At 58.0% G+C, this 26167-nt stretch carries 26 protein-coding genes; 5 read left to right on the top strand and 21 right to left on the bottom strand.

The window, feature by feature from the left end:
• Positions 1-125: 125 nt before the first annotated feature.
• The 12 genes from tar to flhD all read right to left on the bottom strand — a co-directional run bounded on the left by tar (position 126) and on the right by flhD (position 12945).
• A complete protein-coding gene (gene tar, locus AACV31_RS02410) occupies positions 126-1796 on the bottom strand; it encodes a methyl-accepting chemotaxis protein II (protein WP_165154533.1) in 1671 nt (556 codons plus the stop codon).
• A gap of 96 nt (positions 1797-1892) precedes the next feature.
• Positions 1893-2846 (bottom strand): Csu type fimbrial protein, encoded by a 954-nt coding sequence (locus AACV31_RS02405; protein ID WP_161588607.1) that lies wholly within the window; start codon positions 2844-2846, stop codon positions 1893-1895.
• Entirely contained in the window at positions 2843-5230 is a 2388-nt protein-coding gene (locus AACV31_RS02400) for a fimbria/pilus outer membrane usher protein (RefSeq protein ID WP_105537814.1), read from the bottom strand. The genes AACV31_RS02405 and AACV31_RS02400 overlap by 4 nt, the downstream gene beginning before the upstream one ends.
• Entirely contained in the window at positions 5209-5967 is a 759-nt protein-coding gene (locus AACV31_RS02395; protein ID WP_165154535.1) for a fimbrial biogenesis chaperone, read from the bottom strand. The genes AACV31_RS02400 and AACV31_RS02395 overlap by 22 nt, the downstream gene beginning before the upstream one ends.
• A 16-nt stretch (positions 5968-5983) precedes the next feature.
• Complete coding sequence (locus AACV31_RS02390; protein WP_165154537.1) at positions 5984-6496, bottom strand: Csu type fimbrial protein; 513 nt, start codon at positions 6494-6496, stop codon at positions 5984-5986.
• Positions 6497-6557: 61 nt separating this feature from the next.
• Complete coding sequence (locus AACV31_RS02385; RefSeq protein ID WP_007769792.1) at positions 6558-7124, bottom strand: Csu type fimbrial protein; 567 nt, start codon at positions 7122-7124, stop codon at positions 6558-6560.
• A 394-nt stretch (positions 7125-7518) separates the two neighbouring features.
• Complete coding sequence (cheW, locus tag AACV31_RS02380) at positions 7519-8022, bottom strand: chemotaxis protein CheW (RefSeq protein WP_004384891.1); 504 nt, start codon at positions 8020-8022, stop codon at positions 7519-7521.
• 28 nt (positions 8023-8050) lie between these two features.
• Positions 8051-10051, bottom strand: coding sequence for a chemotaxis protein CheA (gene cheA / locus AACV31_RS02375; RefSeq protein ID WP_007769781.1), 2001 nt, complete (start codon positions 10049-10051; stop codon positions 8051-8053).
• A gap of 10 nt (positions 10052-10061) precedes the next feature.
• Complete coding sequence (gene motB / locus AACV31_RS02370; protein ID WP_007769780.1) at positions 10062-10994, bottom strand: flagellar motor protein MotB; 933 nt, start codon at positions 10992-10994, stop codon at positions 10062-10064.
• On the bottom strand, positions 10991-11878 hold the full coding sequence (gene motA / locus AACV31_RS02365; RefSeq protein ID WP_007769777.1) for a flagellar motor stator protein MotA: 888 nt from the start codon (positions 11876-11878) through the stop codon (positions 10991-10993). Before motA ends, motB begins: the two co-directional genes overlap by 4 nt.
• A gap of 131 nt (positions 11879-12009) precedes the next feature.
• Positions 12010-12591, bottom strand: a complete 582-nt coding sequence (flhC, locus tag AACV31_RS02360; protein ID WP_007719451.1) for a flagellar transcriptional regulator FlhC — start codon at positions 12589-12591, stop codon at positions 12010-12012.
• Between the two features lie 3 nt (positions 12592-12594).
• The gene (gene flhD / locus AACV31_RS02355) at positions 12595-12945 is read right to left on the bottom strand and encodes a flagellar transcriptional regulator FlhD (RefSeq protein WP_015741652.1); all 351 of its coding nucleotides are present in this window, start codon (positions 12943-12945) and stop codon (positions 12595-12597) included.
• Between the two features lie 814 nt (positions 12946-13759).
• Between flhD and uspC the strand changes: the two genes are divergently transcribed.
• Positions 13760-14182, top strand: coding sequence for a universal stress protein UspC (uspC, locus tag AACV31_RS02350; protein ID WP_165154539.1), 423 nt, complete (start codon positions 13760-13762; stop codon positions 14180-14182).
• A gap of 43 nt (positions 14183-14225) precedes the next feature.
• On the opposite strand, the gene otsA is transcribed toward uspC, so the two are convergent.
• From otsA to AACV31_RS02315, 7 genes are all read right to left on the bottom strand, one after another.
• On the bottom strand, positions 14226-15650 hold the full coding sequence (otsA, locus tag AACV31_RS02345; RefSeq protein WP_007769774.1) for an alpha,alpha-trehalose-phosphate synthase: 1425 nt from the start codon (positions 15648-15650) through the stop codon (positions 14226-14228).
• Entirely contained in the window at positions 15625-16425 is an 801-nt protein-coding gene (otsB, locus tag AACV31_RS02340; protein WP_007769773.1) for a trehalose-phosphatase, read from the bottom strand. Before otsB ends, otsA begins: the two co-directional genes overlap by 26 nt.
• Positions 16426-16603: 178 nt before the next feature.
• Positions 16604-17584: an arabinose ABC transporter permease AraH gene (gene araH, locus AACV31_RS02335; protein ID WP_007769772.1), complete on the bottom strand. Its 981-nt coding sequence runs from the start codon at positions 17582-17584 to the stop codon at positions 16604-16606.
• A 13-nt stretch (positions 17585-17597) separates the two neighbouring features.
• A complete protein-coding gene (gene araG / locus AACV31_RS02330) occupies positions 17598-19112 on the bottom strand; it encodes an L-arabinose ABC transporter ATP-binding protein AraG (protein WP_165154541.1) in 1515 nt (504 codons plus the stop codon).
• 63 nt (positions 19113-19175) lie between these two features.
• On the bottom strand, positions 19176-20165 hold the full coding sequence (araF, locus tag AACV31_RS02325) for an arabinose ABC transporter substrate-binding protein AraF (protein ID WP_007747777.1): 990 nt from the start codon (positions 20163-20165) through the stop codon (positions 19176-19178).
• A gap of 288 nt (positions 20166-20453) precedes the next feature.
• Positions 20454-20960, bottom strand: a complete 507-nt coding sequence (locus AACV31_RS02320) for a cupin domain-containing protein (RefSeq protein ID WP_165154543.1) — start codon at positions 20958-20960, stop codon at positions 20454-20456.
• Between the two features lie 55 nt (positions 20961-21015).
• Entirely contained in the window at positions 21016-21573 is a 558-nt protein-coding gene (locus tag AACV31_RS02315) for a DJ-1/PfpI family protein (RefSeq protein WP_015741658.1), read from the bottom strand.
• A 279-nt stretch (positions 21574-21852) separates the two neighbouring features.
• Here AACV31_RS02315 and AACV31_RS02310 point away from each other — a divergent pair, with 279 nt between their 5' ends.
• The 4 genes from AACV31_RS02310 to AACV31_RS02295 all read left to right on the top strand — a co-directional run bounded on the left by AACV31_RS02310 (position 21853) and on the right by AACV31_RS02295 (position 25482).
• Positions 21853-22353 (top strand): non-heme ferritin-like protein, encoded by a 501-nt coding sequence (locus AACV31_RS02310; protein ID WP_007769761.1) that lies wholly within the window; start codon positions 21853-21855, stop codon positions 22351-22353.
• Positions 22354-22555: 202 nt separating this feature from the next.
• Complete coding sequence (locus tag AACV31_RS02305) at positions 22556-23899, top strand: anaerobic C4-dicarboxylate transporter (RefSeq protein WP_075199211.1); 1344 nt, start codon at positions 22556-22558, stop codon at positions 23897-23899.
• A 100-nt stretch (positions 23900-23999) separates the two neighbouring features.
• Positions 24000-24842 (top strand): AraC family transcriptional regulator, encoded by an 843-nt coding sequence (locus AACV31_RS02300; RefSeq protein WP_015741661.1) that lies wholly within the window; start codon positions 24000-24002, stop codon positions 24840-24842.
• A 37-nt stretch (positions 24843-24879) separates the two neighbouring features.
• Entirely contained in the window at positions 24880-25482 is a 603-nt protein-coding gene (locus AACV31_RS02295; RefSeq protein ID WP_075199209.1) for a LysE family translocator, read from the top strand.
• Positions 25483-25508: 26 nt separating this feature from the next.
• Here the strand turns inward: AACV31_RS02295 and AACV31_RS02290 are convergent, their stop codons facing one another.
• Positions 25509-25757, bottom strand: a complete 249-nt coding sequence (locus AACV31_RS02290) for a DUF2766 family protein (protein WP_007769747.1) — start codon at positions 25755-25757, stop codon at positions 25509-25511.
• Positions 25758-25946: 189 nt separating this feature from the next.
• The gene (gene azuC / locus AACV31_RS02285; protein WP_085958860.1) at positions 25947-26030 is read right to left on the bottom strand and encodes a stress response protein AzuC; all 84 of its coding nucleotides are present in this window, start codon (positions 26028-26030) and stop codon (positions 25947-25949) included.
• Positions 26031-26167 lie beyond the last annotated feature (137 nt).

Raw genomic sequence — 26167 nt, 5'->3', positions numbered from 1 at the left:
ACGGACGTGCTGTGCAGCACGTCCCCTGCTTTAGCGCTGTGCGCTGATCCCAAAAACCCTTCCGACAGCGTTCCCTTTTGGTACAACATGCCTGCTTCCTTAGCCGGTCATACGCCGGAGTCTGTTCAGAATGTTTCCCAGTTATCCTGGCCTGCGACGGCCGGTTTGCTTGCCGCCGCGAGCGCCGGGCTTGCGCTCACTGGCGCGGCCGCGGGTTCGCTACGCGGGGCGTTAGCACGCGCGCTGGCGAGACGGAAGGCGGCGACCGCCTGCGACAGACGGCTTGCCTGGTCTTCCAGCGCGCTCGCGGCGGCGGCAGACTGCTGCACCAGCGAGGCGTTTTGCTGCGTAACGCGATCCATCTCGGAGACGGCCAGCGCCACCTGATCGATGCCGCGGCTCTGTTCGTCGGAGGCGGAGGCGATCTCGCCCATAATGTCGGTCACGCGCGTTACCGCACCGACAATCTCCTGCATCGTCTCGCCCGCACTTTCCACCAGTACGGAGCCGGAATCGACGCGTGAGACGGAATCTTCAATCAGCGCCTTAATCTCTTTGGCGGCCTGGGCGCTGCGGCTGGCGAGATTACGCACTTCGCCCGCCACCACCGCGAATCCGCGGCCCTGCTCCCCTGCCCGCGCCGCTTCCACCGCGGCGTTCAGCGCCAGGATGTTGGTCTGGAAGGCGATGCCGTCAATGACGCTGGTAATGTCAGAAATCTTTTTCGAGCTGGCGGCGATGTCGTGCATGGTGTTCACCACGCCGTCCACCACTTTGCCGCCGCGCTGCGCGGTATCCGATGCGCTCAGCGCCAGTTGCGACGCCTGACGGGCGTTCTCGGCGTTCTGCTTCACGGTCGCGGTCAGCTCTTCCATGCTGGCGGCCGTCTGCTCCAGCGCCGAGGCCTGCTCTTCGGTACGCGAAGAGAGATCGGTATTGCCCGCGGCGATTTCGCTGGTGCCGCTGTAGATGGCATCGGTGCCTTCACGCACGCTGCTCACCGTCTGGATCAGCGCCTGCTGCATGTGCTGAACGCTTGCAGAAAGCTCTGTAATCTCGTTACGGCCGGAGACCGTAATGGTTTCGGTCAGGTTGCCGCCCGCAATCTCGCGAATGTGATGGATAACGCTCGCCAGCGGCGTCAACAGAACGTGGCGGATGCCGTACCACACCAGCGCGATGACCAGCACCACCAGCACTGCCAGAATGGCGGTCTGCCACTGAGCCAGACGGAAATCGCTGCGGCTTTCGTCCCAGGCCTGCTGCGCCAGGCGCACGTTCACGTCATCATAGCGGGTGACGGCTTTTTCCAGCGCGTTCTGTTTGCCCTGGGTCGCCTGCGCGAAGTAGGCGTCCATGTTGCCGGTTTCCAGGTACTGCACCAGTTCGCTCAGCGCCTGGTAGTAGTCGCGATAGCTTTGCTCGACGTCGCCTGCGGCGGCGTTGATTTCCGGCACATCCACTTTTACGCCTTTAAACGCGCTGAAATGGGTATCCGCTTCAGCCAGCACTTTTTTCGCCGTGTTGAGCAGATCGGTTTTCGCGCTGCTCTGCTGGTTGCTGGCGTCCATCATCATGCGCGCCGCCGAACGGCTTAAATTGATGCGGGTTTGTAGCAGCAGATTCCACGACTGGTTGAGCTGCGCCTGTTGCAGACGCAACTGGTGCGACGCGGCGAAACTCTGCTGGTTTTCATTCAGCGACGAAAAAAACACCCCACCGGAAATGAATTGCAGCAGTGCGAACACCACCAGCACCATCATCAACAGTGAGACAACGCGGATACGATTCAACATGCGACACCTTCCTTCTGGTTCCTGAAGGGGTTATCGGCATGGCCTGGGGGAACTTTATCGTTGTGTAAAGGAAATTTGCGTTAGTCGGCGGCGGGGTCAGAAGGCGACGTCCACCACCAGCGTATCGGTGTAGCTCCCGGCGGGCGGCGTGTTCTGGGTCGCGAGGATACGCGCCGTGTATTGATAGGATTTCAGCAGGCCGTCGGTGCTGACCTGCGAGGCGCTGGTGCTGGCCCAGCGTTCGGTGCCGCTGACGCCCCAGCGGTTCGTGGTGCTGCCTTTATAGATCTCATAGCTCAGCCGGTTCGCCCCGCTCGCCATATTGCGCACGCTACCCACGGCATTGTTGCCGTTATTAATGCCAACGGTATAAGTGCTGCCTTTGGTGCAGGTGATAGCAATGGTTTGTGATACCGGCGCGAAGTCTTTTACCAGCGGCGCGCTGGCGAAGTTGAGGTTCGGGGCGGTAATGGTGCTGCAGTCGTTGGTGACGGTGAGCGTCACCAGGCTGGTAAAGGTGGTGGTGCCGTTCTGCGGCGTCAGGCAGACCGCGACGCCCAGCGCGCAGATGCTGTAATTGACGCTGAAGTTGAGCGTTACCTGATACGTCCCCGCCGCGACGCTCTGCCCCTGAAGCGTGCGCAGGTAAATCGGGAAGGTGTAGCGTTTACTGGTTAACAGATTCAGTAACGACTGCCCGGTCCAGCGATAGCTGCCGTTGATGGCAAGCTCGCTGCCGGACGGGCAGCCGCTCTGGGCGCACACCTGGAGCGGAATACGGTCGGTGGTATCGCCGCTGCGCCCGAGCGTGGCGCGGGTGCCGGAGGTCGTGGTGGCGCCGGTCAACGTCAGGGTCACAAAGTCATTATTGAGCACGTTCAGTACCGCGTCGCAGTCCAGCGTCAGCGTCGCCGTGGTGGTCTGTACGGTGCTGTTGATGACAAAGGACGTCTGGCTGCCGTAAGCGGCGCTGGTGCCGCTTACGCGGCACTCCGCGAGCGCAGGGAGGCTGACAAGAGACAAGACGATGACCAGCAGCAGACGAATCATGGCGCAACCTCACGACAAATAAGCGGACCATAGGTTTCCAGGCGATGCGTGCGGTTCGCCCCGACCGTCAGGGTGACGCGGCACGTTTTACCATCAGGCTTCATGACGCGCAGCGGGTTAACTTCACCGATATCTTCAATCCATGCGATGCCATCATAGCCCACGACCGCCGTCGGGCGATCGTCGCGAAACACCTGGCTTGATACCGGCAGCGGCTGGTCATTTTCATCATGCAGGATGACGCTTGCCACGCGCTCCTGCTCCATCGGGAACGTCACCAGATAACCGCTGTTGCGCCGCAACGCGAGGCGCCGTTCGGTATCGCGAATGCGGGTATCGGCGGGCAGATTCAGCGCGTCGATGCTGTAGGTCGCCGGGTAGTAGGACGTCACCCCGCTCACCAGCAGATAGCCCTCCTCGTCGGTCTCCCCTATCGGCTGGTTTTCAAAGTTCACCGTCACGCCCGGCTGCCCTTCGGTACTGACTACCGCGAAGGCGTCGTTAATCTGGTTGGCCGCAAACAGCTCGCCGTCCATCGTCACCAGCGAGCCGGTGGCCTCGCCCCAGCGCGTGAAGTTTTTGGACTGGCCGTAAATGCCGCCCTGCGTCTCGACGTGGTTATTGCGCCAGCCCAGTGTGGCCTGCTGGTAATTGTCATCGCGCGACTGATTCGCATACGCCAGGTTCCAGCTAAAACCGCCGTCGCTTGGCATCGCGCTATTCACGTTAACGCGCTGGGTCGAGCCGCCCTGCGGCGTGTTTTCGGCGCTGATCGCTACAGAACTTTGCACGCCGAGCGGAATTTGCACCGAGAGCGCGAATGTCCAGTCGCGCTCCTCGTAGTCGTGGCTCGCGGCCAGATAGAGACTGCTGTTCCACAGCGTTTTATTCCAGGAGACGTTCAGCAGCCGCGTGTGGTCGCGGTTGAATGACTGCACATCAAGCCAGGCCGCGCCGACGCTGCCCGCCGCGCCCATATTGAGCGTCAGCGCATACTGCGTAGTGGCGCGGCTTAACGTGATGATAGGCTCCTGATACTGATCGTAGCGCACGGGCTGATCGTAGAGCGCCAGGTTGCCGAACCCGCGCGTGCGGCGGGTCTGCTGGGTAGAGAGGCTAAAGCCCGCCGTGTTGTACTGATAACCCCAGTTCCACTGCTGGCCGCTGTTTTCACGCATCTGGCTCCAGCTGCCTGCGCCGTTGACCACACCGAAGCGGCCCAGCTTCACCAGCGACCCAACGCCGCCGAGTTTCAGTTTTTCCGCCGCTTCGCCGTGGGTCTCCAGCGTCCAGAAATCCGTCACCCCGTAGCGCCAGGAACCGCTCGCCGCCGCCGGGCCGTAATCGAAATTTTTCACGCCGTAGTTGCGGCGCAACGCGCCTGCGCTGAACGAGCCGTCGCTTAAGCCGGGCTTGAGCAGCTCGCTTGCCACATAGAACGGCAGCGTGGTGGAGACCTGACGGCCCAGGGCGTCGGTCGTGACCAGCACCGCATCGCCGGAACCATTGATATAAGGCAGATTGGTCAGCGTGAACGGGCCGGGGGCGAGCTCGGTGGAGCCGGAGCGGTAGCCGTTGATAAATACATCGACCGTGCTCGGCACCGCCGCCTCGCCGGAGAAAGCGGGCAGCGGATAGGTGATGAGATCGGGGCGCAGCGAGAAATCGCGCCCGACCGAGATGCCGCCCATGCGCACGCTGTTGCTCCAGCTCAGGCTGTCGCTTATCACATCGCCCAGCGACCAGCTCCAGGCATTGTCGTCGTTGGTGCTGTTAAACATCGTGTCGTAGCGCATATAGCCTTCATCCTGGCCCGGATAGCCGCGAAAGACTTCTCGTAACGCCCCGGTGGACGAGAACGACCCCGCGTTGCCAAAGAGGCGCATCTCGTGCCAGAGAGACGCCTGGCGCAGGCCGTGATTGGTATCGCTGGCGTAAAAATCGTAATTGAGCACCGCGCCGTTGCTGGCGCGCGGCCGCACCCGCCGCTCCTGCTCGCCGAGCGCTACGGTACGCGCAGGCACCCAATCGGTGGGTACAGTTAACAAGAGCCGCTGGCCGGTACTGTCATAGCGGCTTTTCACCTGCGGGAGCGCATCGACGTTCACCTCGCCCTGCGGGATTTTATCGCCCGGCAGCCCGGCGCGCTGAAGATCCGCCGACGAAACCCACATGGCGCCGCCACGCCGCGTCACCGGCACCACCAGCCCGGTATCGTAATAGTTCACCACCAGCGACAGATGAAACACCGCCTGGCGGTCGATAGCCTGCGCGTCCGGCGGCGGCGGCAGCGCATCGTCCCCGTCCAGCGCGTTAACGACGGGAGAGACGACACACAGCAGGCTGATTATCACCCCCCGACTCACCGGGCGGCGGCTTGCCATGTCCCCTCGCGGGCATTGACGGAGGCGCTAAGCTGCGTGGGTTGCGATATACCGGCGGGCAGAGCAAAAACGCGCGACTGACCTGGCAGCACGTAACCCAGTAACCCTTCCGCCAGCACGCGCGGCTTGCCGCCCTGCTGCACCGTCACTTTACTGATCCGCGCATGGATCTGGTCACGGTTGGTGATTTCAATCGCGGGCTGGCCGTTTTCCCTGACCACGCGCCAGGAGAGGTTTTCCGGCTGCAGATAAGCGTGATGCGCGCCTGCGCGCTCGGTGGCGACGCCCTGGCCATAGACAAATAGCGGGATCGAGTAGCGCATTTGCAGCTTCAGCCCGAGCTGCGGTTTGCCAGGATCGGTCGGCTGCGGGATCTCATCGACCACAATACGGTAAGCCTGCTCCACGCCTGCCGGTACCTGAGCCTGGCTTATCAGGCGGATTAACTGCTTTTTGCCGCCGTCGATGCGCACGATGGGCGGGCTTGCCGCGACATCCTGCTGTTGTTGATAGCGCTCGTTGCCGCCCTCCTGCCGCCAGCGCACGATGCGCACCTGCATGGTCATTGGCGTGGCGCCCTGATTCTGTATCCACAGCTCTGCGGCGTTGTCGTCTGCCGCGAGATAAGGATCGATAGGCCAGATAAGCATATTACCGGCGGCCCAGGCGTTGCCTGTGACCAGCCAAAACGCGGCGGCCAGTCCGAGCCGCCTGAGAGACGTTGCGCCTTGCATCATGTCTGCTCTCCCTGTATCACCATGATAATGTCACCGTCAGCGTGTCGGTATAGCTGCCGGCGGGGCTAAAGCCCGTGAGCTGCGCTGCGCCAAAGAGAGGCAGCGAAATGTTATTGCTGTTGCTGTAAGCGATGGATACCGCCTGGTTGACGCCGATTTCACTCGTCGCATTTAACGAACTCGACGTATAGAGACGATACGGCACCCGCTCGGTGCCGCCGCCGCGCACCATATTGCGCACCGAGGAGCCATAATTCTGGCCGCCGTCAATGCTCATGCTGAGCGCCACGCCTGGCGTGCAGGCGAGCAGTAATGAAGAGGACGGGACAAAGCTGGTACTGACGCGCGTGCTTTCCACGCCGCTGCGGGTACCGAAATTAAGCGATCCCATCACGCCGCCGGTACCGGTGGTGACGGAGCAGCCAGCGGCAATGGTGGCGCTCACCTGAAACGACTGCGTCGTCACAGCCTGCGCGCCGCCGCAAGCGACGCCGAACAGACCTATGGCTCCCCACAGAATGCGCCGCACAGCGCTCTCCAGGGGCAACCGCACCCGGTGCCCTTCATCCTCATCGTGGCTCTGCTGGCGCTTAGTACGTGACGCTGACGTTAATGGTGTCAGTGTAAGTGCCCGGTACGACCGTGACGCTGTTACCGCCGCCCTGGATACGGCCATAAATGGTGTAGTTGCTTACCCCGCCCGTGGTGGAGGCGGCCGGAATGGAGGCGTTATTGGCGATAACGTTCTGGAAGGCGCTGTCGCTGTATAGGCTGTAGGCCACCCCCTGCGCGGTGTTGGTGGTATTGACCAGATAACGCCCCGGCGTGCCTGGCGTACCGACGACGGTGCCTGGGGCCTGGTTGGTGCTGCCTGTTATCTGTACGGTATATTCCGGCGTGGTGCACTGAATCGAGAAGGTGTTGCCGCCGCCTGCGCCAGCCAGCTGGGTGGTTAATGTGGAGAAGGTGGCCGGGCTGGTCCCGAAGTTCAGGGTACCGAAGTTAATCCCGTTCTGGCTCGGCGAGCCGTTGATCAGACAACCATTAGTCAGCGTTAAGGTTGCGCCGATGGTCCCGCTACTGGTGACCGCAAAGCTTACCGGCGCGCTCAGCATCATGCCGGCACCGAAGATAACCGCTAACAGACGTGTTTTCATCGTGTTTATCCTCAAACTCTCAACGGAAGTGACGCTGTGCCGGACCGGGATGACCACCTGAGCCATAAAGCGCAGCGCGTCAGACGAGACGCTACTCTGAAATTTAGTTTATGTTTCAAAACATCACAAAAGTTGTAAAAAGCATCAGCGAGGCGGAGTGAGAGGGGATAAAAAACAATGATAACAACGCGTTAAACAGTTTTTTAGATTTCAGAATGTAAATGGCAAATGATATATTGATTAATATGTGACATTTATCACGTTTTAAACGGCGATTCCTTCCAGAACGCCTGCCCCTTGTTCGCGACGGAGGGCGCGGCCCGACGCGATGTTCCCGGATGCCAGGCGAAAAAAAGGGGCGCTTACGCGCCCCGTGCCACTGCTTTTCTTGTTGTCACGCCACGCGGGCGGTTGCGCTGTCAATCAGCTCCATTTCTTCGCTGTTGAGCAGCTTCTCAATGTGTACCAGAATCAGCATACGTTCGCCAATAGCGCCGAGGCCGGTCAGGTATTCTGTGGAGAGCGTCACAGCGAATTCCGGCGCCGGGCGGATCTGTTCGGCGGTGAGGGACAGGACGTCGGAGACGCCGTCAACCACGATGCCGACCACACGCTGGCCGAAGTTCAGAACGATCACCACGGTGTTTTCATTATATTCCACATCGCCCTGCTCAAACTTCACTCGCAGGTCAACGATAGGCACGATAACACCGCGCAGGTTGGTCACGCCTTTAATGAAAGACGGCGTGTTGGCAATGCGGGTTACCTGATCGTAACCGCGGATCTCCTGCACTTTCAGAATATCGATACCATATTCTTCGTCGCCCAGGGTGAATACCAGGAACTCCTGGCCAGACGGCTCGCCGGCCAGTTTAGTGACGTTGCTCATACCGGTCATATTACTTACCTTTTCTACGATAGTGGCTTCAGGCGGCGGTCGGCGCCATACGTTGCTCACGGTTTAAACTTTGCAGCGCGGATACATCAACAATCAGCGCCACGCTACCATCGCCCAGAATCGTGGCGGCCGAAATACCCGGCACCTTGCGATAGTTACTCTCAAGGTTTTTCACGACGACCTGGTGCTGACCAATCAGCTGATCGACCAGCAGTGCATAACGGCGACCGGCGCTTTGCAGGATAACGACAATGCCCTGCGTCGCTTCGGTTTTCGCCCCTTGCACATCAAAGACTTTCCACAACTCAACCAGCGGCAGATATTCGCCGCGCACTTCCAGTACGCGCTCGCCGCCTGCCAGCGGATGCAGATCTTCTTCACGCGGTTGCAGCGATTCCATTACCGCGTTCAACGGCAGAATAAAGACTTCTTCGTTTACCTTAACCGACATGCCGTCGAGGATCGCCAGCGTCAGCGGCAGCAGGATACGGATTGTCGTGCCCTGGCCCTGACGGGAAGCGATTTCAACATGGCCGCCCATCTCCTGAATGTTACGTTTCACGACATCCATGCCGACGCCACGACCGGAAACATCGGTCACCTGCTCCGCCGTGGAGAAGCCCGGGGCGAAGATGAGCATGCCCACTTCGTCATCGGTCATGCTTTCGCTGACGGCCATGCCCTGAGACATCGCTTTCGCCAGAATGCGCTCGCGGTTCAGGCCTGCGCCGTCGTCGGTCACTTCGATACAGATATTGCCGCCCTGATGCTCTGCGGAGAGGATCAGGTTGCCCACCTGGGATTTACCCGCGGCGGCGCGTTTTTCCGGCGATTCGATACCGTGGTCAAGGCTGTTACGCACCAGGTGCGTTAACGGGTCGATAATGCGTTCGATAAGGCTCTTATCGAGTTCGGTGGAGCTGCCCTGCAGCGTCAGTTCAACCTGTTTGCCAAGCTTGCTCGCCAGATCGCGAACCAGACGCGGGAAGCGGCTGAAGACGTATTCCATCGGCATCATACGGATGGACATCACCGATTCCTGAAGATCGCGGGCGTTACGTTGTAACTGACTCATGCTGGTGATCAGGTCGCCGTGGGTAACCGGATCAAGCTCATTGGAGCGCTGCTGGAGCATAGACTGGGTAATCACCAGCTCGCCCACCAGGTTAATCAGCTGGTCAACTTTCTCTACGGCCACGCGGATGCTGGTGTTTTCTTTTTCACGGGCCGGTTTGTTCTGCTCGGCGCGCGGCGCGCTGGCGGCAGGCGCTTTGGCTACCGGTGCGGCAACCGGCGCAGGCGCTGCCTGAACTACCGGCTCAGCCGGTGCGGCAGGCGCTGCTTCGGCGGCGGGCAGCGGCAGGAATTCAATCTGATCGCCTTCGATGACAAAGCAGAGCACCGCGGTGATGTCATCCGCGCTGGCGCTGGTCTCGAGGGTGGCGACCAGATAATCCTCGCCCTTTTCAATCTGGCTTAAGGTGCCGAGATTGCCGAGCTCTTCCTGCAAGAGTTCAGTCTCAGTGCCTTTGAGTTTGCCAAGCTTTATGCGCAGCTTGCCGCCATCCGTGGTTGCGGCAGCCGCAGGCGCAGCGGATTCTGTTTCGACAACAGAGAGTTTCGCCGCCGCAGGCGCTTCGCCTTTGGCTTCGAGCGCCAGCTGGCGGAGTGCCTGACAGATGTATTCAAAGCTGGCAGCGTCCGGCTCCGAAGAGCTTTTATAAGCGTCAAGCTGTTCCTGCATAATATCTTTGGTTTCCAAAAACAGGTTGATAATGTCGGTGTTGAGTTGCATTTCACCCCGACGTGCTTCATCCAGCAGGTTCTCCATCAGATGGGTGGTTTCCTGCAGGATGGTGAAGCCAAAGGTCCCCGCACCACCCTTAATAGAGTGTGCGGCGCGGAATATGGCATTTAGCTGTTCGGCATCCGGCGCCTCGGGCACCAGATCGAGCAAATGCTGCTCCATGTCAGCTAACAGTTCGTCAGCCTCATCGAAAAATGTTTGATAAAAATCGCTAATATCCATACTCACGCTATCACCTCGTAACCGGTTGGGACGGTGTTGGGTTTGAGGCCGGGGGGACGGCGCCCGGTTGTTGTAATACGCTCAGTGACTCATTTTCGCTTTCGGCGTTTTCATGCACGATGGCATCTTCCGATTGCTTGTTAAGTACCAGCAAACTTATGCGGCGGTTCAGGGCTTCATTCGCACCTTTCTCCGCCAGGCGCATCGTGGCGGCCATGCCGACCACGCGCAAAACTTTGCCATCATCAAGCCCGCCGATAACCAGCTCGCGGCGCGACGAGTTAGCGCGGTCCGCCGAGAGTTCCCAGTTGCTGTAACCGCGTTCGCCATTCGCGTACGGGAAGTCATCGGTGTGGCCTGACAGGCTCACTTTATTCGGTATTCCGTTCAGCACCGGCGCGATGGCGCGCAGGATATCGCGCATGTAAGGCTCCACTTCGGCGCTGCCGGTTTTAAACATCGGGCGGTTCTGGCTGTCGATAATCTGAATACGCAGCCCTTCCTGCACCAGATCGATGCGCAGATGCGGGCGCAGCGCGCGCAGTTTCGGGTCGGCCTCGATCAGCTGATCCAGATCGCCGCGCAGTTTCTGCAGGCGGTTACGCTCCATGCGTTTTTTGAGCTCATCGATATTCGGCTCTTGTTTTTTCACTTCGCCTTGCGTCTGCGTGACATCATCCCCACCCCCCGGAATCGGGCTATCGCTATCCGCGATGCGATGCCCGCCGGTGATGGCGGCCGACAGCGGCGTGCGGAAATATTCCGCAATCTGCGTCAGTTCCTTCGGACTGGAGATGGAGATAAGCCACATCACCAGGAAGAAGGCCATCATGGCTGTCATAAAGTCAGCGTAAGCGATTTTCCAGGAGCCGTGCGAACCGCCGCCGTGCCCTTTATGCTTGCGCTTTTTTACGATAACGACGGGGTGGTTGCTGTTTTTCATGCGTCTTCTGTCACCTGCTGCTGGTTAGGCGATTTCACCGCGCGAACGTGTTCATCCAGTTCGGTGAAGGACGGACGCTCGCTCGAATAGAGCGTCTTACGACCAAACTCTACGGCGATAGGCGGCGCGTAACCGTTAAGGCTCGACAGCAGCGTCACTTTCACGCACTGCATCATCTTGGTGGTTTCAGCGCTCTTCTGACGCAGCACGGTGGCGAGCGGCGACACGAAGCCGTATGCCAGCAGGATGCCGAGGAACGTCCCCACCATCGCGTGTGCGATAAGCGCGCCGAGTTCCGCCGCCGGACGGTCTGCGGAGGCCAGCGCATGCACCACGCCCATAACCGCCGCCACGATCCCGAACGCCGGGAGCGAGTCACCCATCAGCGCCAGGCTGTTAGCCGGCACTTCCGCCTCGCTTTCGTGCGTTTCAATCTCTTCGTCCATCAGCGCTTCAATCTCAAACGTGTTCATGTTGCCGCTGATGATGAGGCGCAGATAATCGGTGATGAACTCCAGCATGGTGTTGTCCGCGAGGATGCGCGGGTAGCTGGTGAAAATCTCGCTCTCTTTCGGGTTCTCGATATCACGCTCCAGCGAGAACATGCCCTGCTGGCGCGATTTGGTCATCAGGCGGTACAGCAGCGCCATCAGATCCATGTACATACTTTTGGTGTATTTCGAACGGCGAAACAGCAGCGGCAACGCTTTTACCGTGCCCTTAATCGCTTTCCCGTTGTTACCGACGATAAACGCACCCACACCCGCTCCGCCGATGATAATTAATTCAGCAGGCTGATAGAGTGCACCAAGCTCCCCTCCGGTCATCATGTATCCACCGAAGACTGTTCCCAGAATGACCAGGTAACCTATTAAAATCAGCACGACATCATCCTTCCGCTGTTGGCTATGGCGAGGACGTTCAGGTGAGCAGAAAACGTTGCCGGTTTAAGTTAGGAAAAAAAAAGCAGCGGCCTTTTGGGCCGCTGCTGGAGTGGTTTTCCACACCTATCCGGTTAAACGGCCTGTTCGACCTGTTCATCCAGCAGTTGTGGAATAATATCGGCAGCATCTCGCGAAAGTTTACGTCTTTTTACGGCGCGAGACGGTGGTTGGCACAGGCTGCATGCGAAGCTGCCAACCGGCTGGTGTGCATGGGTAACAAAATTGCCGCCGCAGCTGTTGCAGCGAGATAATTCAAGCATTCCGCTGTCCATGAAGCGGACCAGCGTCCAGGCGCGAGTCAGCGCCAGCAGCGGGCCTTCGTCATTTTCTTGCGGGCATTGCTCCAGGTACAGACGGTACGCTTTGATAACAGCGTCAACGCCTGAACATAACCCGGTGCGCAGCAGATACTGCCATGCGTTACAGAACATCGATGCGTGGATGTTCTGCTCCCAGGTCATGAACCAGTCCGTGGAAAAGGGCAACATACCTTTTGGCGGCGGGCTGCCCCGCAGCTCTTTATAAAGTTTGATGAGTCTACCGCGGCTAAGTTGCGTTTCACTTTCCAGCATCTGTAAACGTGCGCCAAGGGTAATGAGTTCCATGGCGAGCTGGATATCACGGGCTTCCTGAACAATGCTCTTGTCGGTCATAGATTACGCCCTTTTCTTCCTGGCGACGTCTTCGGTGCCATTGGCCTCGTTGAGCAGACGCGTGGAGAGCAAAATACCGGTGTGGATCTGTTGCAGATCGTCTACGCGTGATTCTTGTGTTAAACGCGTAATCGACTGATGATCCTGGAAGCGGAACTGACAGACAAGCTGGTTGGTTTCAGCCAGTTTCACCATCTGCGGAAGCGTCAGATCGCCAAGCGTGGACGCCATCTCTTCGCTGATACCCAGGCGAAACATCGCAGACGCTTTATCCTGACTAATCAAGCGCTGTGCAAGCAACAAATATGACAGGTTGATGTCGTAGATATGTTTCAGCAACTCGGATGTATGCATTTTTCCCATCCAATAACAAACTATTATTTTAACGCGGCTACGCCGCACCCCGTGATGTCGCCGGGCAAATCCCGGTAAAAAAATAAATCGTTACGGCCAAAATGCATCGGTGAAACCAGACTTGTCGGTGAAACATTGTTCCCGTCAAATTCGAGTTATCCCTGGCAGGCTCCGTGCACGCCTTTCATCATTTCCTTACACTTACTTAAGATTTTTCCTAAATCGAGCAAATCGTACTCGGCGGACACCGTTCACACAATGTGCTTATGAAGAGAATTTGGAAAAAGTGTGACGAGTATCACACATTTTCGGAAAAAGTCACTAAAAAACCATCAGAATCGCTTTTCTTTTGTGCAAAAAATACACAATCACACCGCTTGCAATGCGTAAAATTCCGAATATTCATTCATCCTTAACTACGATGTAGCATCCGGTCATACTTTCATTTCGTAACTATTTGACATCACCTGGTCACGTAAAGTCACTATAAAAGAAACAGTACTATTCGAGGAGTACTTAAATCAACTTATTTAATAAAAACAGTGATTTGCCTCAAAAAAATGCAAGCATGCTAATGATGTTATTTTGAACAAAACGCAGGAAAATTTGTGTCAGGGCGCGCCTCGCGGCGAAGTTACAAGATGTTACGAGACAGAAATAATGGTTAAATTATTCCTTTGATAAGAATACCTAATGTATTCAGAAGAGGCGTTTCACCGTTCTTAAAGCGGCTTCACATTCTTTAGGGGCACGCCCGTCGTACTATTTCATCATTGCTGCTTCCTGCAGTTTTCTCTGGCGAAAGGACATCACTATGAGCTATTCCCATGTACTGGTTGCCGTGGCTGTCACACCCGAAAGCCATCGCCTCATCAGGCGGGCGGTTTCCCTGGTGAAACCGGTAAACGGCAGTATCACCCTTATTACTATCGCCACAGATCCGGAACTCTTTAATCAAATGTCAGCCCCAATGCTCGAAAATTTGCGCGACGTCATGTATGAGGAGACACAAACGTTCCTGGAAGCCCTGAAAAACGCGGCCGGATACCCGATCGTAAAGACCATCATCGCCAGCGGTGAGCTCGGAGAATATATTCAGGATATATGTGAGAAAGATGACATCGACCTGGTGATTTGCGGGAATCACAACCACAGTTTTTTCAGCAAAGCGCTGTGCTCAGCGAAAAAAATCGTCGCCACCAGCAGAACCGATCTTCTGCTGGTGGCGCTCGATTAGTCTGACGCTCCCGGGCGGGCGCCCGGGAAGGCGAGATGGCCCGTCAGGCCAGTTTCGGGAAGGTCGCCACTTTATTCTGCAGCTCACGTTCAGGGCTGCGTGGCGTTATCTGCTTTAGATCCTGGATAAAGGCCTCCTGCCAGTGGTTGATGTCGTTTTTACGGACAATCTCCAGCATCTCACTGTGGCGCGCGATACGCTCGGCGAGCGGCATTTTCAACGCACGGTCCAGCGCGGCCGCGACATCATCGCGATCGTAAGGGTTAACCAGCAGCGCGGCGGTCAGCTCATTGGCGGCGCCGGCAAACTGAGACAGCACCAGCACGCCCGGATTTTTCGGGTCCTGGGCCGCTACGTACTCTTTCGCCACCAGGTTCATCCCGTCGCGCAGCGGCGTCACCAGGCCCACATCGGAATAGCGGAAGACTTTCATCAGCAGTTTGCGGTCGAAATGCTGGTTGAGGTAATAGAGCGGCGTCCAGCCAAGCTGACCATATTTGCCGTTGATACGCCCGGCTTCGGTCTCCAGCTGATGACGAATGTCCTGATACGCCTGGACATCGCCACGCGACGTCGGCGCAATCTGGGTATAGCGGATTTTACCGTGGTGCTCAGGGTATTTCTCAAGCAGCGTCTCGAACGCCTGGAAACGCTCCGGCAGCCCTTTGGAATAGTCCAGGCGCTCCACGGAGAAGATATTCTTCACGCTGGCAAGCTCAGCCTTAAGCTGGGCCAGCTTCGGCGGCAGCGGGCCTGCGGAGGCCTGCGCAATCTCTTCCGGTTCAATACCAATTGGATAGACTTGCGTGCGGAAGGTTTTACCGTAAGCGGTATGTTCGCCGTCGCTGCTGGTAGAGAGGTGCGTATGCATCGCCAGACATTCCAGGAAGGCGACACGGTCATTTTCCGTCTGGAAGCCCAGGAGATCGTAATCGCACAGCTGCTCCAGCAGCTCGGTATTCGGCGGCAGCGCGTTGAAGATTTCCGGAGTCGGGAACGGGATATGCAGGAAGAACCCGATGCGGTTATTCACGCCGCGCTTGCGCAGTTCGCTCGCAAACGGCAGCAGGTGGTAATCGTGGATCCACAGGTTATCGTCAGGCTCAATCAGCGGTTTGAGTTTATCCGCCAGCAGGCTGTTGACGCGCAGATACCCTTCCCACGCTTCACGCTGGAAGTTCACCAGATCCAGACGGTAGTGGAACGCAGGCCACAGAACGCCGTTGGAGAACTGGTTGTAATACTGGTCGTGATCCTGTTCGCTCAGGTTAAATGACGCCCAGGTAATGTTGTCACGGGTGACTTTTTTAAGCGGGGCATCCTCATTGCCGATTTCACCGCTCCAGCCAAACCACAGGCCGCCTGCTGCTTTCAGCGCTCCCAGTATCCCTACCGCGAGGCCCCCCGCGCTGCTCTTTTTGTCATCCGGCGGGGCGATACGATTAGATACTACGACTAAGCGACTCATAGCCTTCTCTCCTTTTATTTGACGTTTTTTTTTCTTGTTCTTGAACTAATTGTTCCAGCCACGCGTGGACCGCCGGGACATCGGCGAGTTGCCACTTCGCCTGGGTGTCCCCCTGCCCGACTTTCACGCTAATGCCATTAAGCTGGTTTACGACGTAAAACCCGGCTTCGTCGGTGAGATCGTCACCCACAAATACCGGCACGCGGCCTGCGAACGGCGCTTCATTCATGAATGCCTCGATAGCCGCGCCTTTATTGATGCCCAGCGGTTTTAACTCCACTACGCATTTGCCCGGTTGCAGCCCCAGCTGCTTATGTTCGCTGGCGATGCCTTCCGCCAGCGCCAAAATCTGGTTTTCATACTCCGGCGCGCCGCGATAGTGCAGCGCAAACGCCATCCCTTTTGCCTCAAGCTCGGTGCCAGGCATCTGTGAGAGCGCCGCTTCAAGGCGCTGATGCAGATGCTCTACCAGCGATTCCGGCAGCGACACGACATGGCTCTGGCCACGGATATCACGACGCTCGGCACCGTGGACCCCGGCCAGCGGAAAATGGTGCGGCGCGGCAAGCTGGTCCAGCTCCGTCATGGAACGTCCTGAAATCAATGCCAGGGCTCCGTCATTCATGTCGGCGAGTTTTTGCAGCAGGCGACGAACATCGGAGGGAATGAACACTTGATCGGGATGCGGCTTGATGTCGGCAAGCGTGCCGTCAAGGTCGAAAAAAAAGGCAAGATTATCGCGGGCTACGGGCGGTACTGCTAACACTTCGTCCACCAGTGTTTCCTCCTATCCTTACGGGTTAAACAGCTAACCCTGAGGTTATCTGATAGTTTTACTGACCGTGTAAGTATAGACAGTGTGACGAGTGTCGCCATTCGGCAACGCCTTCCGACTGTCTGAAAAAACAGGTCGGAAGGCGTTTTTGCGAGGATTTAAGACGGGGAAAAGTGCATTACGCGACGCGTTTCGCTTTCTGTTTGTAACGGTCGAAAATCACCGCCGCAAGCAGGATCAGCCCGCGTACCACGTACTGCGCAAACGGGGAGATATTCAGTAAATTCATCGCGTTTTCAACGGTGCCGAGGATAAGGATACCCGCCACCACATACGAGATTTTTCCTATGCCACCTTTCAGAGAAACGCCACCCAGCACGCACGCCGAAATCACGATCAGCTCATAACCGATGGAGGTCATCGGCTGGCCGCTGGTCATACGCGAGGCGAGAATAATGCCTGCCGCCGCGGAGACCAGGCCCGAGAGCACAAAGATAATGATTTTGGTGCGCACCACCGGCACGCCCGCCAGACGCGCGGCCTCTTCGTTACCGCCAATCGCCAGCGTATTACGCCCGAAGGTGGTTTTATTCAGCAGGAACCCGAACACGATAAGACAGGCGACCGTCAGCCAGATAGGCGCCGGCAGCCCGAGCCAGTTGGCATAGCCGAGGGTAAAGAAGCTTTCGTCTTCGATGCCGACCGCTTTACCGTCAGAGATGATGTACGCGAGGCCGCGCACAATCTGCATGGTGGCAAGCGTGGTGATCAGCGCGTTGATTTTAAGCTTCGCGATGACAAAACCGTTGACCAGGCCGCTCGCGACCCCAAGCAGCAGGCCCGCCGCGACGCCCAGCCACAGGCTTTCGGTCATGTTGATGACCACCGCCGTGGTGACGCCCGCGCAGGCGATAACAGAAGCGACCGACAAATCGAAATCCCCGGAAGCGAGGCAGAACAGCATGCCGCAGGCCACCATCCCGGACATCGAAATCGCGAGCCCCAGGCCTTTCATATTGATAAAGGTGGCGAAGTTCGGCACGAAGATAGCGCAGGCGAGGAACAGCACGGCGAAGACCACCAGCATGCCGTACTGATCCCAGATGCGACCCACGGAGAATGAGGACTTCGGCGCACCGGATGTGGTTAGTGATGACATAATTTCTCCTTACTTAAGCGACAGCCTGGCTGGTTTTGGGCATAGCGAGGCTGAGCGCCGTTGATTCGCTGGCCTCCTCGTGCAGTAATTCACCGGCGATTTCGCCTTCGCGCATCACGAGAATGCGGTCGGCCACACCGAGGACTTCCGGCAGATCGCTGGAGGCGAAGAGCACCGCCACCCCCTGCGCCGCCAGCGCGTAAATCACGTTGTAGATCTCATGCTTCGCCCCGACGTCAATACCGCGGGTCGGCTCATCCAGCAAAATCACTTTCATCTCTTCCGACAGCCAGCGGCCCAGAATCGCCTTCTGCTGGTTGCCGCCGGAGAGATTCATAATCAGCTGCTCAGCGCCGGGGGTTTTAATATTCAGCGAGCGAATATGGTGGCGGGCGTTTTCCTGCTCCCAGCCGTTGTTGATAAGACAGCCCGCGCTGATGTGTTTGCGTCGCGCGCTGATGTTGATGTTGTCCTGCACCGAATGCACCGGAATGATGCCGTCGGCTTTACGGTCTTCGGGGCAGAGCATCATGCCCGCGCGAATGGCGTCGCCCGGCGCGCGGATAGCGATAGGTTTACCGTCGATCAGCACCTGACCGCTGGTAATGCGCGTGCCGCCAAACATGCCTTTCATTAACTCGCTACGCCCGGCACCCACCAGCCCAAACAGGCCGACGATTTCGCCGCTCCTGACGCTCAGGCTCACCGGCGCGCGTACGCCCGGCGCTTTTACCGCATCGAGACGCAACCGCTCCGGGCCATAGTCGCGCGGCTGCCAGCCATAGATATCGCCCAGATCGCGCCCGACCATCGCCTGCACCAGGCTGTCGTGGTTCACCTGCTGCATATCACTGAAGGTACGCACGTAGCGGCCATCTTTGAAGACGGTGATAGCGTCGCTTAAGGCGAAGATCTCTTCCATACGGTGCGACACATAGAGAATGACGCGCCCTTCTTTGCGCAGCTCGCGGATAACGCGGAACAGGTGTTCAATCTCACGCGCCGAGAGCGAGCTGGTCGGCTCGTCGAAGGCGATGATTTTGGCGTTGCGGGCCAGCGCTTTGGCGATTTCCACCATCTGCCACTGGCCGATGGAGAGATATTTCAGCGGGGTCTGCGGGTCGATATCGAGCCCCAGATGCTCCAGTTGCAGCTTCGCTTCGTAGTTGAGCAGCGAGCGGTTGACTATCCCGGCCTTGTGAGGGATCTGGCCCAGATAGATGTTTTCCGCCACGCTCATCTCCGGCACCAGATGCAGCTCCTGGTAGATGATGGCGACGCCCGCGTTGAGCGCCGCCGTAGTGTCGCTAAAGGTGACTTCTTCGCCTTTGATGGCGATGGCGCCGGTGGTCGGCGCGTAATTGCCGCTGAGAATTTTTAACAGCGTCGATTTACCGGCGCCGTTTTCGCCCATCAGCGCATGAACCTGGCCTGCGTGGCAGTCAAAGCTGATGTCCGAAAGCGCCTTCACGCCGGGAAAGGTTTTCCCGATGCCGCGAAACGAGAGATAGGGTGAAGATGTCTGCATGATACCTCCGGGCCACTCAAAAAGCGGGCGCGCAGGCGCGCCCGAACCGCGATAAATCGCCCATTACTTGCCGCCGAGACCTTTTTTCGCCAGTTCTTCTTTAAAGTTGTCGCGGGTGATCAGCACCACATCGGTGACTTCGGTGAACTTCGGCGGCTCAGCGCCTTTGGTGACCCAGTTGTAGAGCATTTCGCTGGATTTATAGCCGTGAACGTCCGGGCTTGGCAGCAGCGAGCCATAGAAGCCGGTCGCCTGCGCTTTGGAAAGCTCGCTTACCGCATCCACGCCGTTGATGCCGATGCCGATAACGTCAGCCGCTTTAAAGCCCTGCCCTTCGGTCGCGCGCACGCCGCCCAGCACGGTGTTGTCGTTCATGCCGACCACCAGCCAGTGTTTCACTTCCGGATGCTGAACGAGCATAGAGTTGGCGGCGTCAAACGCGCCGGGGATATCGTTGGATTTAGTCGGTACTTTGTAGATCTGTTTTTCCGGGAAGCCTGCCGCTTTCAGCGCGTCCATTGAACCACTGGTGCGACGGCGCGCGGTGTCGAGCTCATCGGCGGTAATTGCCATCACGCCGGTTTCTTTCACATCCCAGCCGCGTTTCTGCATCTCTTTATAGAGTTCCTGACCCTGGCGCTCGCCGATTTTAGTCGCGGCCATCATTACCAGCGGCACGGTTTCCATCGGTTTGCCTTTGGCGGTCACAAACTGGTCATCCACGGCGATGACTTTCATATCGTAGCCGCGCGCCTTGGCGACAATCGCTGAGCCGAGTTTCGGGTCCGGCGTACAGATAACGAAACCTTTCGCGCCGCTCGCCGCGAGGCTGTCGATGGCGTTCAGGGTTTTCTCGCCATCCGGCACCGCAATTTTGATGACCTCAAAACCCAAGTCCTTACCGGCTTTATCCGCGAATTTCCATTCGGTCTGGAACCACGGCTCTTCAGGCTGTTTCACCAGAAAACCGAGCTTCATGGTCTCGGCGATAGCGGATTGTGACATAACGGCAGCGAGCCCAATGGCCGCCAGCGCTTTAGTAAATTTGTGCATGGTTATCTCCAGCTTTAGCTTTCTTTTATGCAGGGTAAAAACCTGAAAGGTTCTGTTAATCGGACAGAAAACAACGTATTAGCCGTTCCCTCCCGGAAGCGGCGAACGCTGGAGATAGTTTTAGCGGGAAATTAATTCTCCATAGGAGAGCGAAATCACATCATGGAATTACAGTGATTGCGTACATAAATACAGCAATATCGGGCATAAATCTGGCCCGATATGTATGATGATTAAAGAGGGGTTTAGCAGATATCTCCATAAGCCCAGCCGGGGAATCCCTGAGGGCTACCAGAGTGTGGCAAGACCGCCTTCGGCACCAAAGAGCGGATCGCGTGCCGGCTTCGCGACCTGCGCCACATTATTGCGCGTTTGCGCCAGTTGCGCAGGCTCATCCAGGAATTTATCGGGCGATAGCCCTTCGGGGTAGGCGCCTGCGGCCATGAAATCGGCGCTGGCGTCAATTTGCTTATGACCCACACCCGCCGGGATCAGCACCGCATCGCCCGCGCGAAGGGTGACGACTGGCCCCGCTTCGCCGCCCAGCTGGATCTGCGCCTCTCCGGCGTAGATGCCGAGCACCTCATGAGTGTTGGTATGAAAGTGAGTATAAGTAAAGACCGGATAGCGCCAGCGCGCCGGCCACTGGTGCTGCGCGAAGCGCTGTTCAAACCAGACCGCCGCGTCGTCCGCGTCGGCGGGCAGCACCTGGCGATAAAGCAGCGCCGGCAGCGCGTTGTTCGGCACGCCGCCGCAGGGCTCGCGCAGATAAAGGGTTTCACACGGTTGCGTCATACTTTCCTCCTTGTCGCGAACAAAGGTTAAGTATAGCCCGCCGCGCCGCGCGGCTTTACCAGGGGTAATAGATGTGGTCGGCGTGTTCGCGCGCGGCGGGCTCATCGCCGGTAAGACGTGACGCCACCGTCAGCGCAAAATCAAATACCCGCCCCAGGCCCTTGCCGCTAATGAGATTGCCATCCTCAACGACCGGCGCATCCACATACTCGCCATCGCGCACGTCCTGCCACAGGTCGCCCGAGCAGACATAGCGGCGGCCTTTTAAGAGGCCATTCGCGCCGAGCACGCGCGCGGCGGCGGAGCAGATGGGGCAGATGAGCTTCCCGGCGGCGTCGTGGCGCGCTACAAACGCGATAACCTGCGGGTCCGCCGCCAGATTCACGCTGCCCTGCGGGCCGCCCGGCAGCACCAGCGCGTCATAGGTGTCTTCGAGGCGCTCCGCCAGACGCGCATCGGCCACCAGCGGAATGGCGTGGTAGCTCACGACAGCGCGCGTATCGGCGCAGGCGAGCGTGTCGACCTCAATGTTCAGCCGCCGTAATATATCGATAGTGACAATCGCTTCTCCTTCTTCAAACCCTGGCGCCAGCAGCACCGCCGCTCTTTTCATTTCTCGCTCCTTATACGTGAATAAACCGTGCCCGGCACGCCGGGGAGTTAATAATGAAACAATGTTTCAAAACTATTCCGGCGCTGCGTCACGTTTTAAGAAAGAAACGATTGGAGTGGCAAATAGCCACAGTTATACCAGGCTTAATACATCAGGGAACGATAATACACGCTTCTCAATTATGGCTGACGGGTGGCCACCCGCCGGGAACGGGCGGGCCAGCGCTCACCCGTCGCGGTCATTGACCGTTCCCCTTACCCCCTCAATAAGGATATTTATATGGCTCCCCTCGGCGTAGTGCAGAAACTGAATGCTCAAATGAATCAGGAATTTTATGCATCGAACCTGTGCCTTTATTACAGCGACTGGTGCGCGCAGCAGAGCCTGAACGGCAGCGCGACGGTGCTGAGACAGCAGGCGCAGCACAACGTCACCCAGATGATGCGGCTGTTCGATTACCTTAAACAAACCGGTGCGAACCCGGTGGTCGGCGCGCTTAAGTCGGTGAAACCCGACTGCTCAAGCCTTGAGGCGATTTTCCGCCAGATGCAGGATGAGCTGAGCGGTCGCCATGCGGCGCTGGCGCGTCTGATGAGTGAGGCGCAGGCGGCGCGTGACGACGCGATGCTCGCCATGCTTGGCGACTTCGAACAGGAGCTGCGGCTGGATGAAGCGCTGCTCGCCACCATTCTTCATGAACTGACCCTGGCGCGTCAGGCCGGGCTGTGCGCCGAAGAAGCGGACCAGCGCCTGCTGGAGATGATGGAACAGACCCACTGATTTTCACTCAGCTCCGCGCCCTCGCCTGAGGGCGCTTACGTTTCTCCCCCGCATTTTCCTCGCCTTTCGCCGCAATGTTAGCGTTAAGTTAACAATGTATTGTTTTTGTTAGGTTTTTATAAATTCGATCTGGCTCCCGTTGATTAACCACACAATTTGTAATGCTTAAGCGATTCACCCAACATTGCGTGGCAGGAGCCTTATGATCACCCTTGAATTTATCGTCATTATTTTGTGCTTGCTGGCGGGAACCCGTTTCGGCGGAATGGGGCTTGGCCTCATCAGCGGCATCGGTCTGTTTCTTTTAACGTTTATCTTTGGGCTGGAGCCGGGCAAACCGCCGGTGGATGTGATGCTGACCATCCTTGCGGTGATTGGCTGCGCCGCCACGCTGCAAACCGCCGGCGGCCTGAATGTGATGATGCAGTTCGCCGAGCGGCTGCTGCGCCGTCACCCGCAGCACATCACGCTGCTGGCGCCGCTCACCACTTGGACGCTGACCTTTCTGTGCGGCACCGGGCATGTGGTCTACACCATGTTCCCGATCATCGCGGACATCGCGCTGAAGAAAAATATTCGCCCGGAGCGGCCGATGGCCGTGGCGTCCGTCGCCTCGCAGATGGCGATCACCGCCTCGCCGGTGTCGGTGGCGGTGGTGTCGCTGGTGTCGATTCTTGGCGCGCAGCATGGCGTCGGCGAGGCCTGGAGTATTCTGGAGATCCTCGCGGTTTCCGTACCGGCCTCGCTCTTTGGCGTGCTGATTGCCGCCCTCTGGAGCCTGCGTCGCGGTAAAGATTTAAAAGACGACGAGGCGTTCCAGGCGCGCCTGCGCGACCCGAAACAGCGTGAATACATTTATGGCGGCAGTGAAACGCTGATGAACCAGCGCTTTGACAAACATGCCTGGTGGTCAACCTGGATTTTCTTCGCCGCGATAGCGCTGGTGGTGCTGCTCGGCGCGCTGCCTGCGCTGCGCCCGGCGTTTGAGGTGAAAGGCAAAATCGCCCCGCTCTCCATGAACCTGGTTATCCAGATGATGATGCTGATTGCGGGCGCCGTGATGCTGGTGGTCTGCAAAGTGAACGCGGCGTCTATTTCCAGCGGGGCGGTATTCAAGGCCGGGATGGTGGCGATTTTCTCGGTATTTGGCGTGGCGTGGATGAGCGACACCTTTTTCCAGGCGCATCTCGACGAGCTGAAGCTGGCGCTGGAAGGCGTGGTGAAAAGCCATCCGTGGACCTACGCGATTGTACTGTTTCTGGTTTCGAAACTGGTGAACAGCCAGGCGGCGGCGCTCACCGCTGTCGCGCCGATGGGGCTGATGCTGGGCGTTGAACCCAAAATGCTGGTGGCGTTTTTCCCGGCGTCTTACGGCTATTTCGTTCTGCCCACCTACCCAAGCGATCTGGCGTGCATTGGCTTTGACCGCTCCGGCACCACGCGCATCGGCAAATTTATTTTAAACCACAGCTTTATTCTGCCAGGCCTGATTGGCGTTAGCTGCGCCTGCGCCGCCAGCTATCTGCTGGTGCAACTGCTCTTCTGACCGCGTTTTTTACCAGGGCGGCCTGCGGGCCGCCTGCACAAATCTTCCAGACTTTTGTTAAAGACTCGTTATGCTAGAGTTTCCTTTCACAGGAGACGCTATGGCTAAAGACTGGATAGAATTACGTCAGCACGCTGATACCGGCATCGAAACCATTCGCGCCCATTTTGAAGGCCACGCCTACGATCCGCACTGGCACGACAGTTATCTGGTGGGCATCACGCAGTCCGGCACCCAGCAGTTTCACTGCCGCCGGGAGCGGCATCAGAGCACGCCGGGAGCGGCGTTTTTGCTGGAGCCGGGCGAAACCCATGACGGCGACGCGCCGCTCGCAGGCGGCTTTACCTATCTCACCTTTTATCTTGATGAACGCTGGCTGCGAGAAACGCTTGGCGGGCTTTACGCCGCCGTGCCGGACAGCTACGAGCTGCACTTTGCAAAGACCATTGCCCGCGAGCCCGCGCTGGTACAGGCGATCGCCTCGACGTTTACGGCGCTGCATCACGATGAGATGCGTATTGTGCAGCAGGGCGTGATGGATAATCTGTTAAGTCAGCTGACGCGTCACTGTCAGTGGCGCAAACGGCTGCCGGGCGACATCCGCGACGCGCAGATGGCCCAGCGCGCCCGCGACTATCTCTGGGCGCACCTTGGCGATAATATCGGGCTGGCGGAACTGGCCGCGGCGCTCGGCACCGATCGCTTTACGCTGTCGCGCACGTTTAAACACGCGTTTGGCATGGCGCCCCACGCCTGGCTGGTGCAGTTGCGCCTCGCCCGCGCCAGATCACTGCTCGCACGCGGCATGACGCCCGTGGATGTGGCGGCGGCGCTCGGTTTCGCCGATCAAAGCCATCTCGGACGCTGGTTCCAGCGCGCCTACCGGCTCTCCCCGGCACACTACCGCAGGCTGTGCACAAATCTTCCAGACGTCAGCGGGTAAGCGCCCGAAGATAGAAGCTCAGACAACGGGAGATGCCATGAGCCTGCTTACACAACAACTGCCTTTTTTATTCTTTGCCTTTGTGGCCTCTATTACGCCGGGGCCGACCAATATTCTGATCCTCACCAACAGCCAGCGCTACGGTGCACGCGCGTCGCTGCCTGCGGTTCTCGGCGCCTGTTTCGCCTCCAGCGCCATCGTGCTGCTGTGCGGCGTCGGGCCTGGCGAAGCGTTGCGCCACGCCCCGTGGCTGGCGCGCCTGATGGCGCTCACCGGCGCGCTGTGGCTAAGCTGGATGAGCTGGCAGTTGTTTACCTCGCCCGCGGTAGCGCTCTCGGGCGAAGCGACAAAACCGTTCGGCGCCCGCGCGGCGGCGGCATTACAGCTAATAAACCCGAAAACCTGGATGATGGCGATGGCGGTCGTTACGGTGTTCGCGCCGCATAATGGCCGCGCGCTGACTACGCTCGGGTTTCAGGCGCTGGGCTTTCTTGTAATTTCGCTGGCGTGTCTCGCCGCCTGGGCCTGGCTTGGCAGCGGCGTGCATCGGGTGTTTCGCAGCGACAAAGCGCTGGTGCGCTTTCAGCGGCTGATGGCGCTGTGGCTGTTCGCTTGCGCCTGGATGGGATTTTTTAACTGACAACGGCCCCGACGGGGCCGTTTTGCTTAGTGCGCTTCGCTCTGCGGGGTAAAGCGCAGTTCAATCAGCGCCACCGCTTTCTGAATGGCGCGCAGCGTCACCGGATCGGCGGAAGGATGGCCGGAAAAATCGATGCTTTTCAGCTGGCTCGCCATTTTGTCGCGCACTTCCACCGGCGCGATGACGTCGATAACGTCGAGGATCTGTTTAATCACCAACTGGCAGGCGACCACGTCGGAAACCAGTTCATCTTCGGCAGTGAGGGATTGTGACATTGCGTTCTCCTTAGCGTGAAGCGGCACATAGTAGCGGCAAAGCCCGGCGATTGCGAACCCGGCGCGCGCAAGGAGTAAAAATGAACCGTGATTTCAGAAAACGAAAAGCGAGGGTTTCAGAACGTAGCGAAGGCGGGTATAACGGGAGACGCAGACATAAAAAAACCTGCCAGCTGGCAGGTTTTTTTATTAAAACATCGCGCCCGGCGGAACGTCTTTGAAAGCCTGGCAGTAGTTTTTAAACATGCTTTTAAGGATTTTACGCAGTTTCATGGAAAGCTCCGACACTGTTTATCAGGGTTAGCAAGTTGCTGTAGGGTCATAATATGACATGCATCACAAAAATCAACCGTTTTGTGATTAAAATCACGCCAATTAGTTAACATCTTTAAGCACAATGTTAATAAAAT

This window comes from Cronobacter sp. EKM101R, assembly GCF_963888145.1.
Classification (GTDB): domain Bacteria; phylum Pseudomonadota; class Gammaproteobacteria; order Enterobacterales; family Enterobacteriaceae; genus Cronobacter; species Cronobacter turicensis.
Note: the sequence above shows the minus strand (reverse complement) of the source record. Positions and strands in the feature narration are given on the sequence as shown.

What these genes read in the sequence shown, in the direction of transcription:
- tar (WP_165154533.1), bottom strand. Translation starts at nt 1,796, where the DNA reads ATGTTGAATCGTATCCGCGTTGTCTCACTGTTGATGATGGTGCTGGTG.
- AACV31_RS02405 (WP_161588607.1), bottom strand. Translation starts at nt 2,846, where the DNA reads ATGATTCGTCTGCTGCTGGTCATCGTCTTGTCTCTTGTCAGCCTCCCT.
- AACV31_RS02400 (WP_105537814.1), bottom strand. Translation starts at nt 5,230, where the DNA reads ATGGCAAGCCGCCGCCCGGTGAGTCGGGGGGTGATAATCAGCCTGCTG.
- AACV31_RS02395 (WP_165154535.1), bottom strand. Translation starts at nt 5,967, where the DNA reads ATGATGCAAGGCGCAACGTCTCTCAGGCGGCTCGGACTGGCCGCCGCG.
- AACV31_RS02385 (WP_007769792.1), bottom strand. Translation starts at nt 7,124, where the DNA reads ATGAAAACACGTCTGTTAGCGGTTATCTTCGGTGCCGGCATGATGCTG.
- cheW (WP_004384891.1), bottom strand. Translation starts at nt 8,022, where the DNA reads ATGACCGGTATGAGCAACGTCACTAAACTGGCCGGCGAGCCGTCTGGC.
- cheA (WP_007769781.1), bottom strand. Translation starts at nt 10,051, where the DNA reads ATGGATATTAGCGATTTTTATCAAACATTTTTCGATGAGGCTGACGAA.
- motB (WP_007769780.1), bottom strand. Translation starts at nt 10,994, where the DNA reads ATGAAAAACAGCAACCACCCCGTCGTTATCGTAAAAAAGCGCAAGCAT.
- flhC (WP_007719451.1), bottom strand. Translation starts at nt 12,591, where the DNA reads ATGACCGACAAGAGCATTGTTCAGGAAGCCCGTGATATCCAGCTCGCC.
- flhD (WP_015741652.1), bottom strand. Translation starts at nt 12,945, where the DNA reads ATGCATACATCCGAGTTGCTGAAACATATCTACGACATCAACCTGTCA.
- uspC (WP_165154539.1), top strand. Translation starts at nt 13,760, where the DNA reads ATGAGCTATTCCCATGTACTGGTTGCCGTGGCTGTCACACCCGAAAGC.
- otsA (WP_007769774.1), bottom strand. Translation starts at nt 15,650, where the DNA reads ATGAGTCGCTTAGTCGTAGTATCTAATCGTATCGCCCCGCCGGATGAC.
- araH (WP_007769772.1), bottom strand. Translation starts at nt 17,584, where the DNA reads ATGTCATCACTAACCACATCCGGTGCGCCGAAGTCCTCATTCTCCGTG.
- araG (WP_165154541.1), bottom strand. Translation starts at nt 19,112, where the DNA reads ATGCAGACATCTTCACCCTATCTCTCGTTTCGCGGCATCGGGAAAACC.
- araF (WP_007747777.1), bottom strand. Translation starts at nt 20,165, where the DNA reads ATGCACAAATTTACTAAAGCGCTGGCGGCCATTGGGCTCGCTGCCGTT.
- AACV31_RS02320 (WP_165154543.1), bottom strand. Translation starts at nt 20,960, where the DNA reads ATGACGCAACCGTGTGAAACCCTTTATCTGCGCGAGCCCTGCGGCGGC.
- AACV31_RS02315 (WP_015741658.1), bottom strand. Translation starts at nt 21,573, where the DNA reads ATGAAAAGAGCGGCGGTGCTGCTGGCGCCAGGGTTTGAAGAAGGAGAA.
- AACV31_RS02310 (WP_007769761.1), top strand. Translation starts at nt 21,853, where the DNA reads ATGGCTCCCCTCGGCGTAGTGCAGAAACTGAATGCTCAAATGAATCAG.
- AACV31_RS02305 (WP_075199211.1), top strand. Translation starts at nt 22,556, where the DNA reads ATGATCACCCTTGAATTTATCGTCATTATTTTGTGCTTGCTGGCGGGA.
- AACV31_RS02300 (WP_015741661.1), top strand. Translation starts at nt 24,000, where the DNA reads ATGGCTAAAGACTGGATAGAATTACGTCAGCACGCTGATACCGGCATC.
- AACV31_RS02295 (WP_075199209.1), top strand. Translation starts at nt 24,880, where the DNA reads ATGAGCCTGCTTACACAACAACTGCCTTTTTTATTCTTTGCCTTTGTG.
- AACV31_RS02290 (WP_007769747.1), bottom strand. Translation starts at nt 25,757, where the DNA reads ATGTCACAATCCCTCACTGCCGAAGATGAACTGGTTTCCGACGTGGTC.
- azuC (WP_085958860.1), bottom strand. Translation starts at nt 26,030, where the DNA reads ATGAAACTGCGTAAAATCCTTAAAAGCATGTTTAAAAACTACTGCCAG.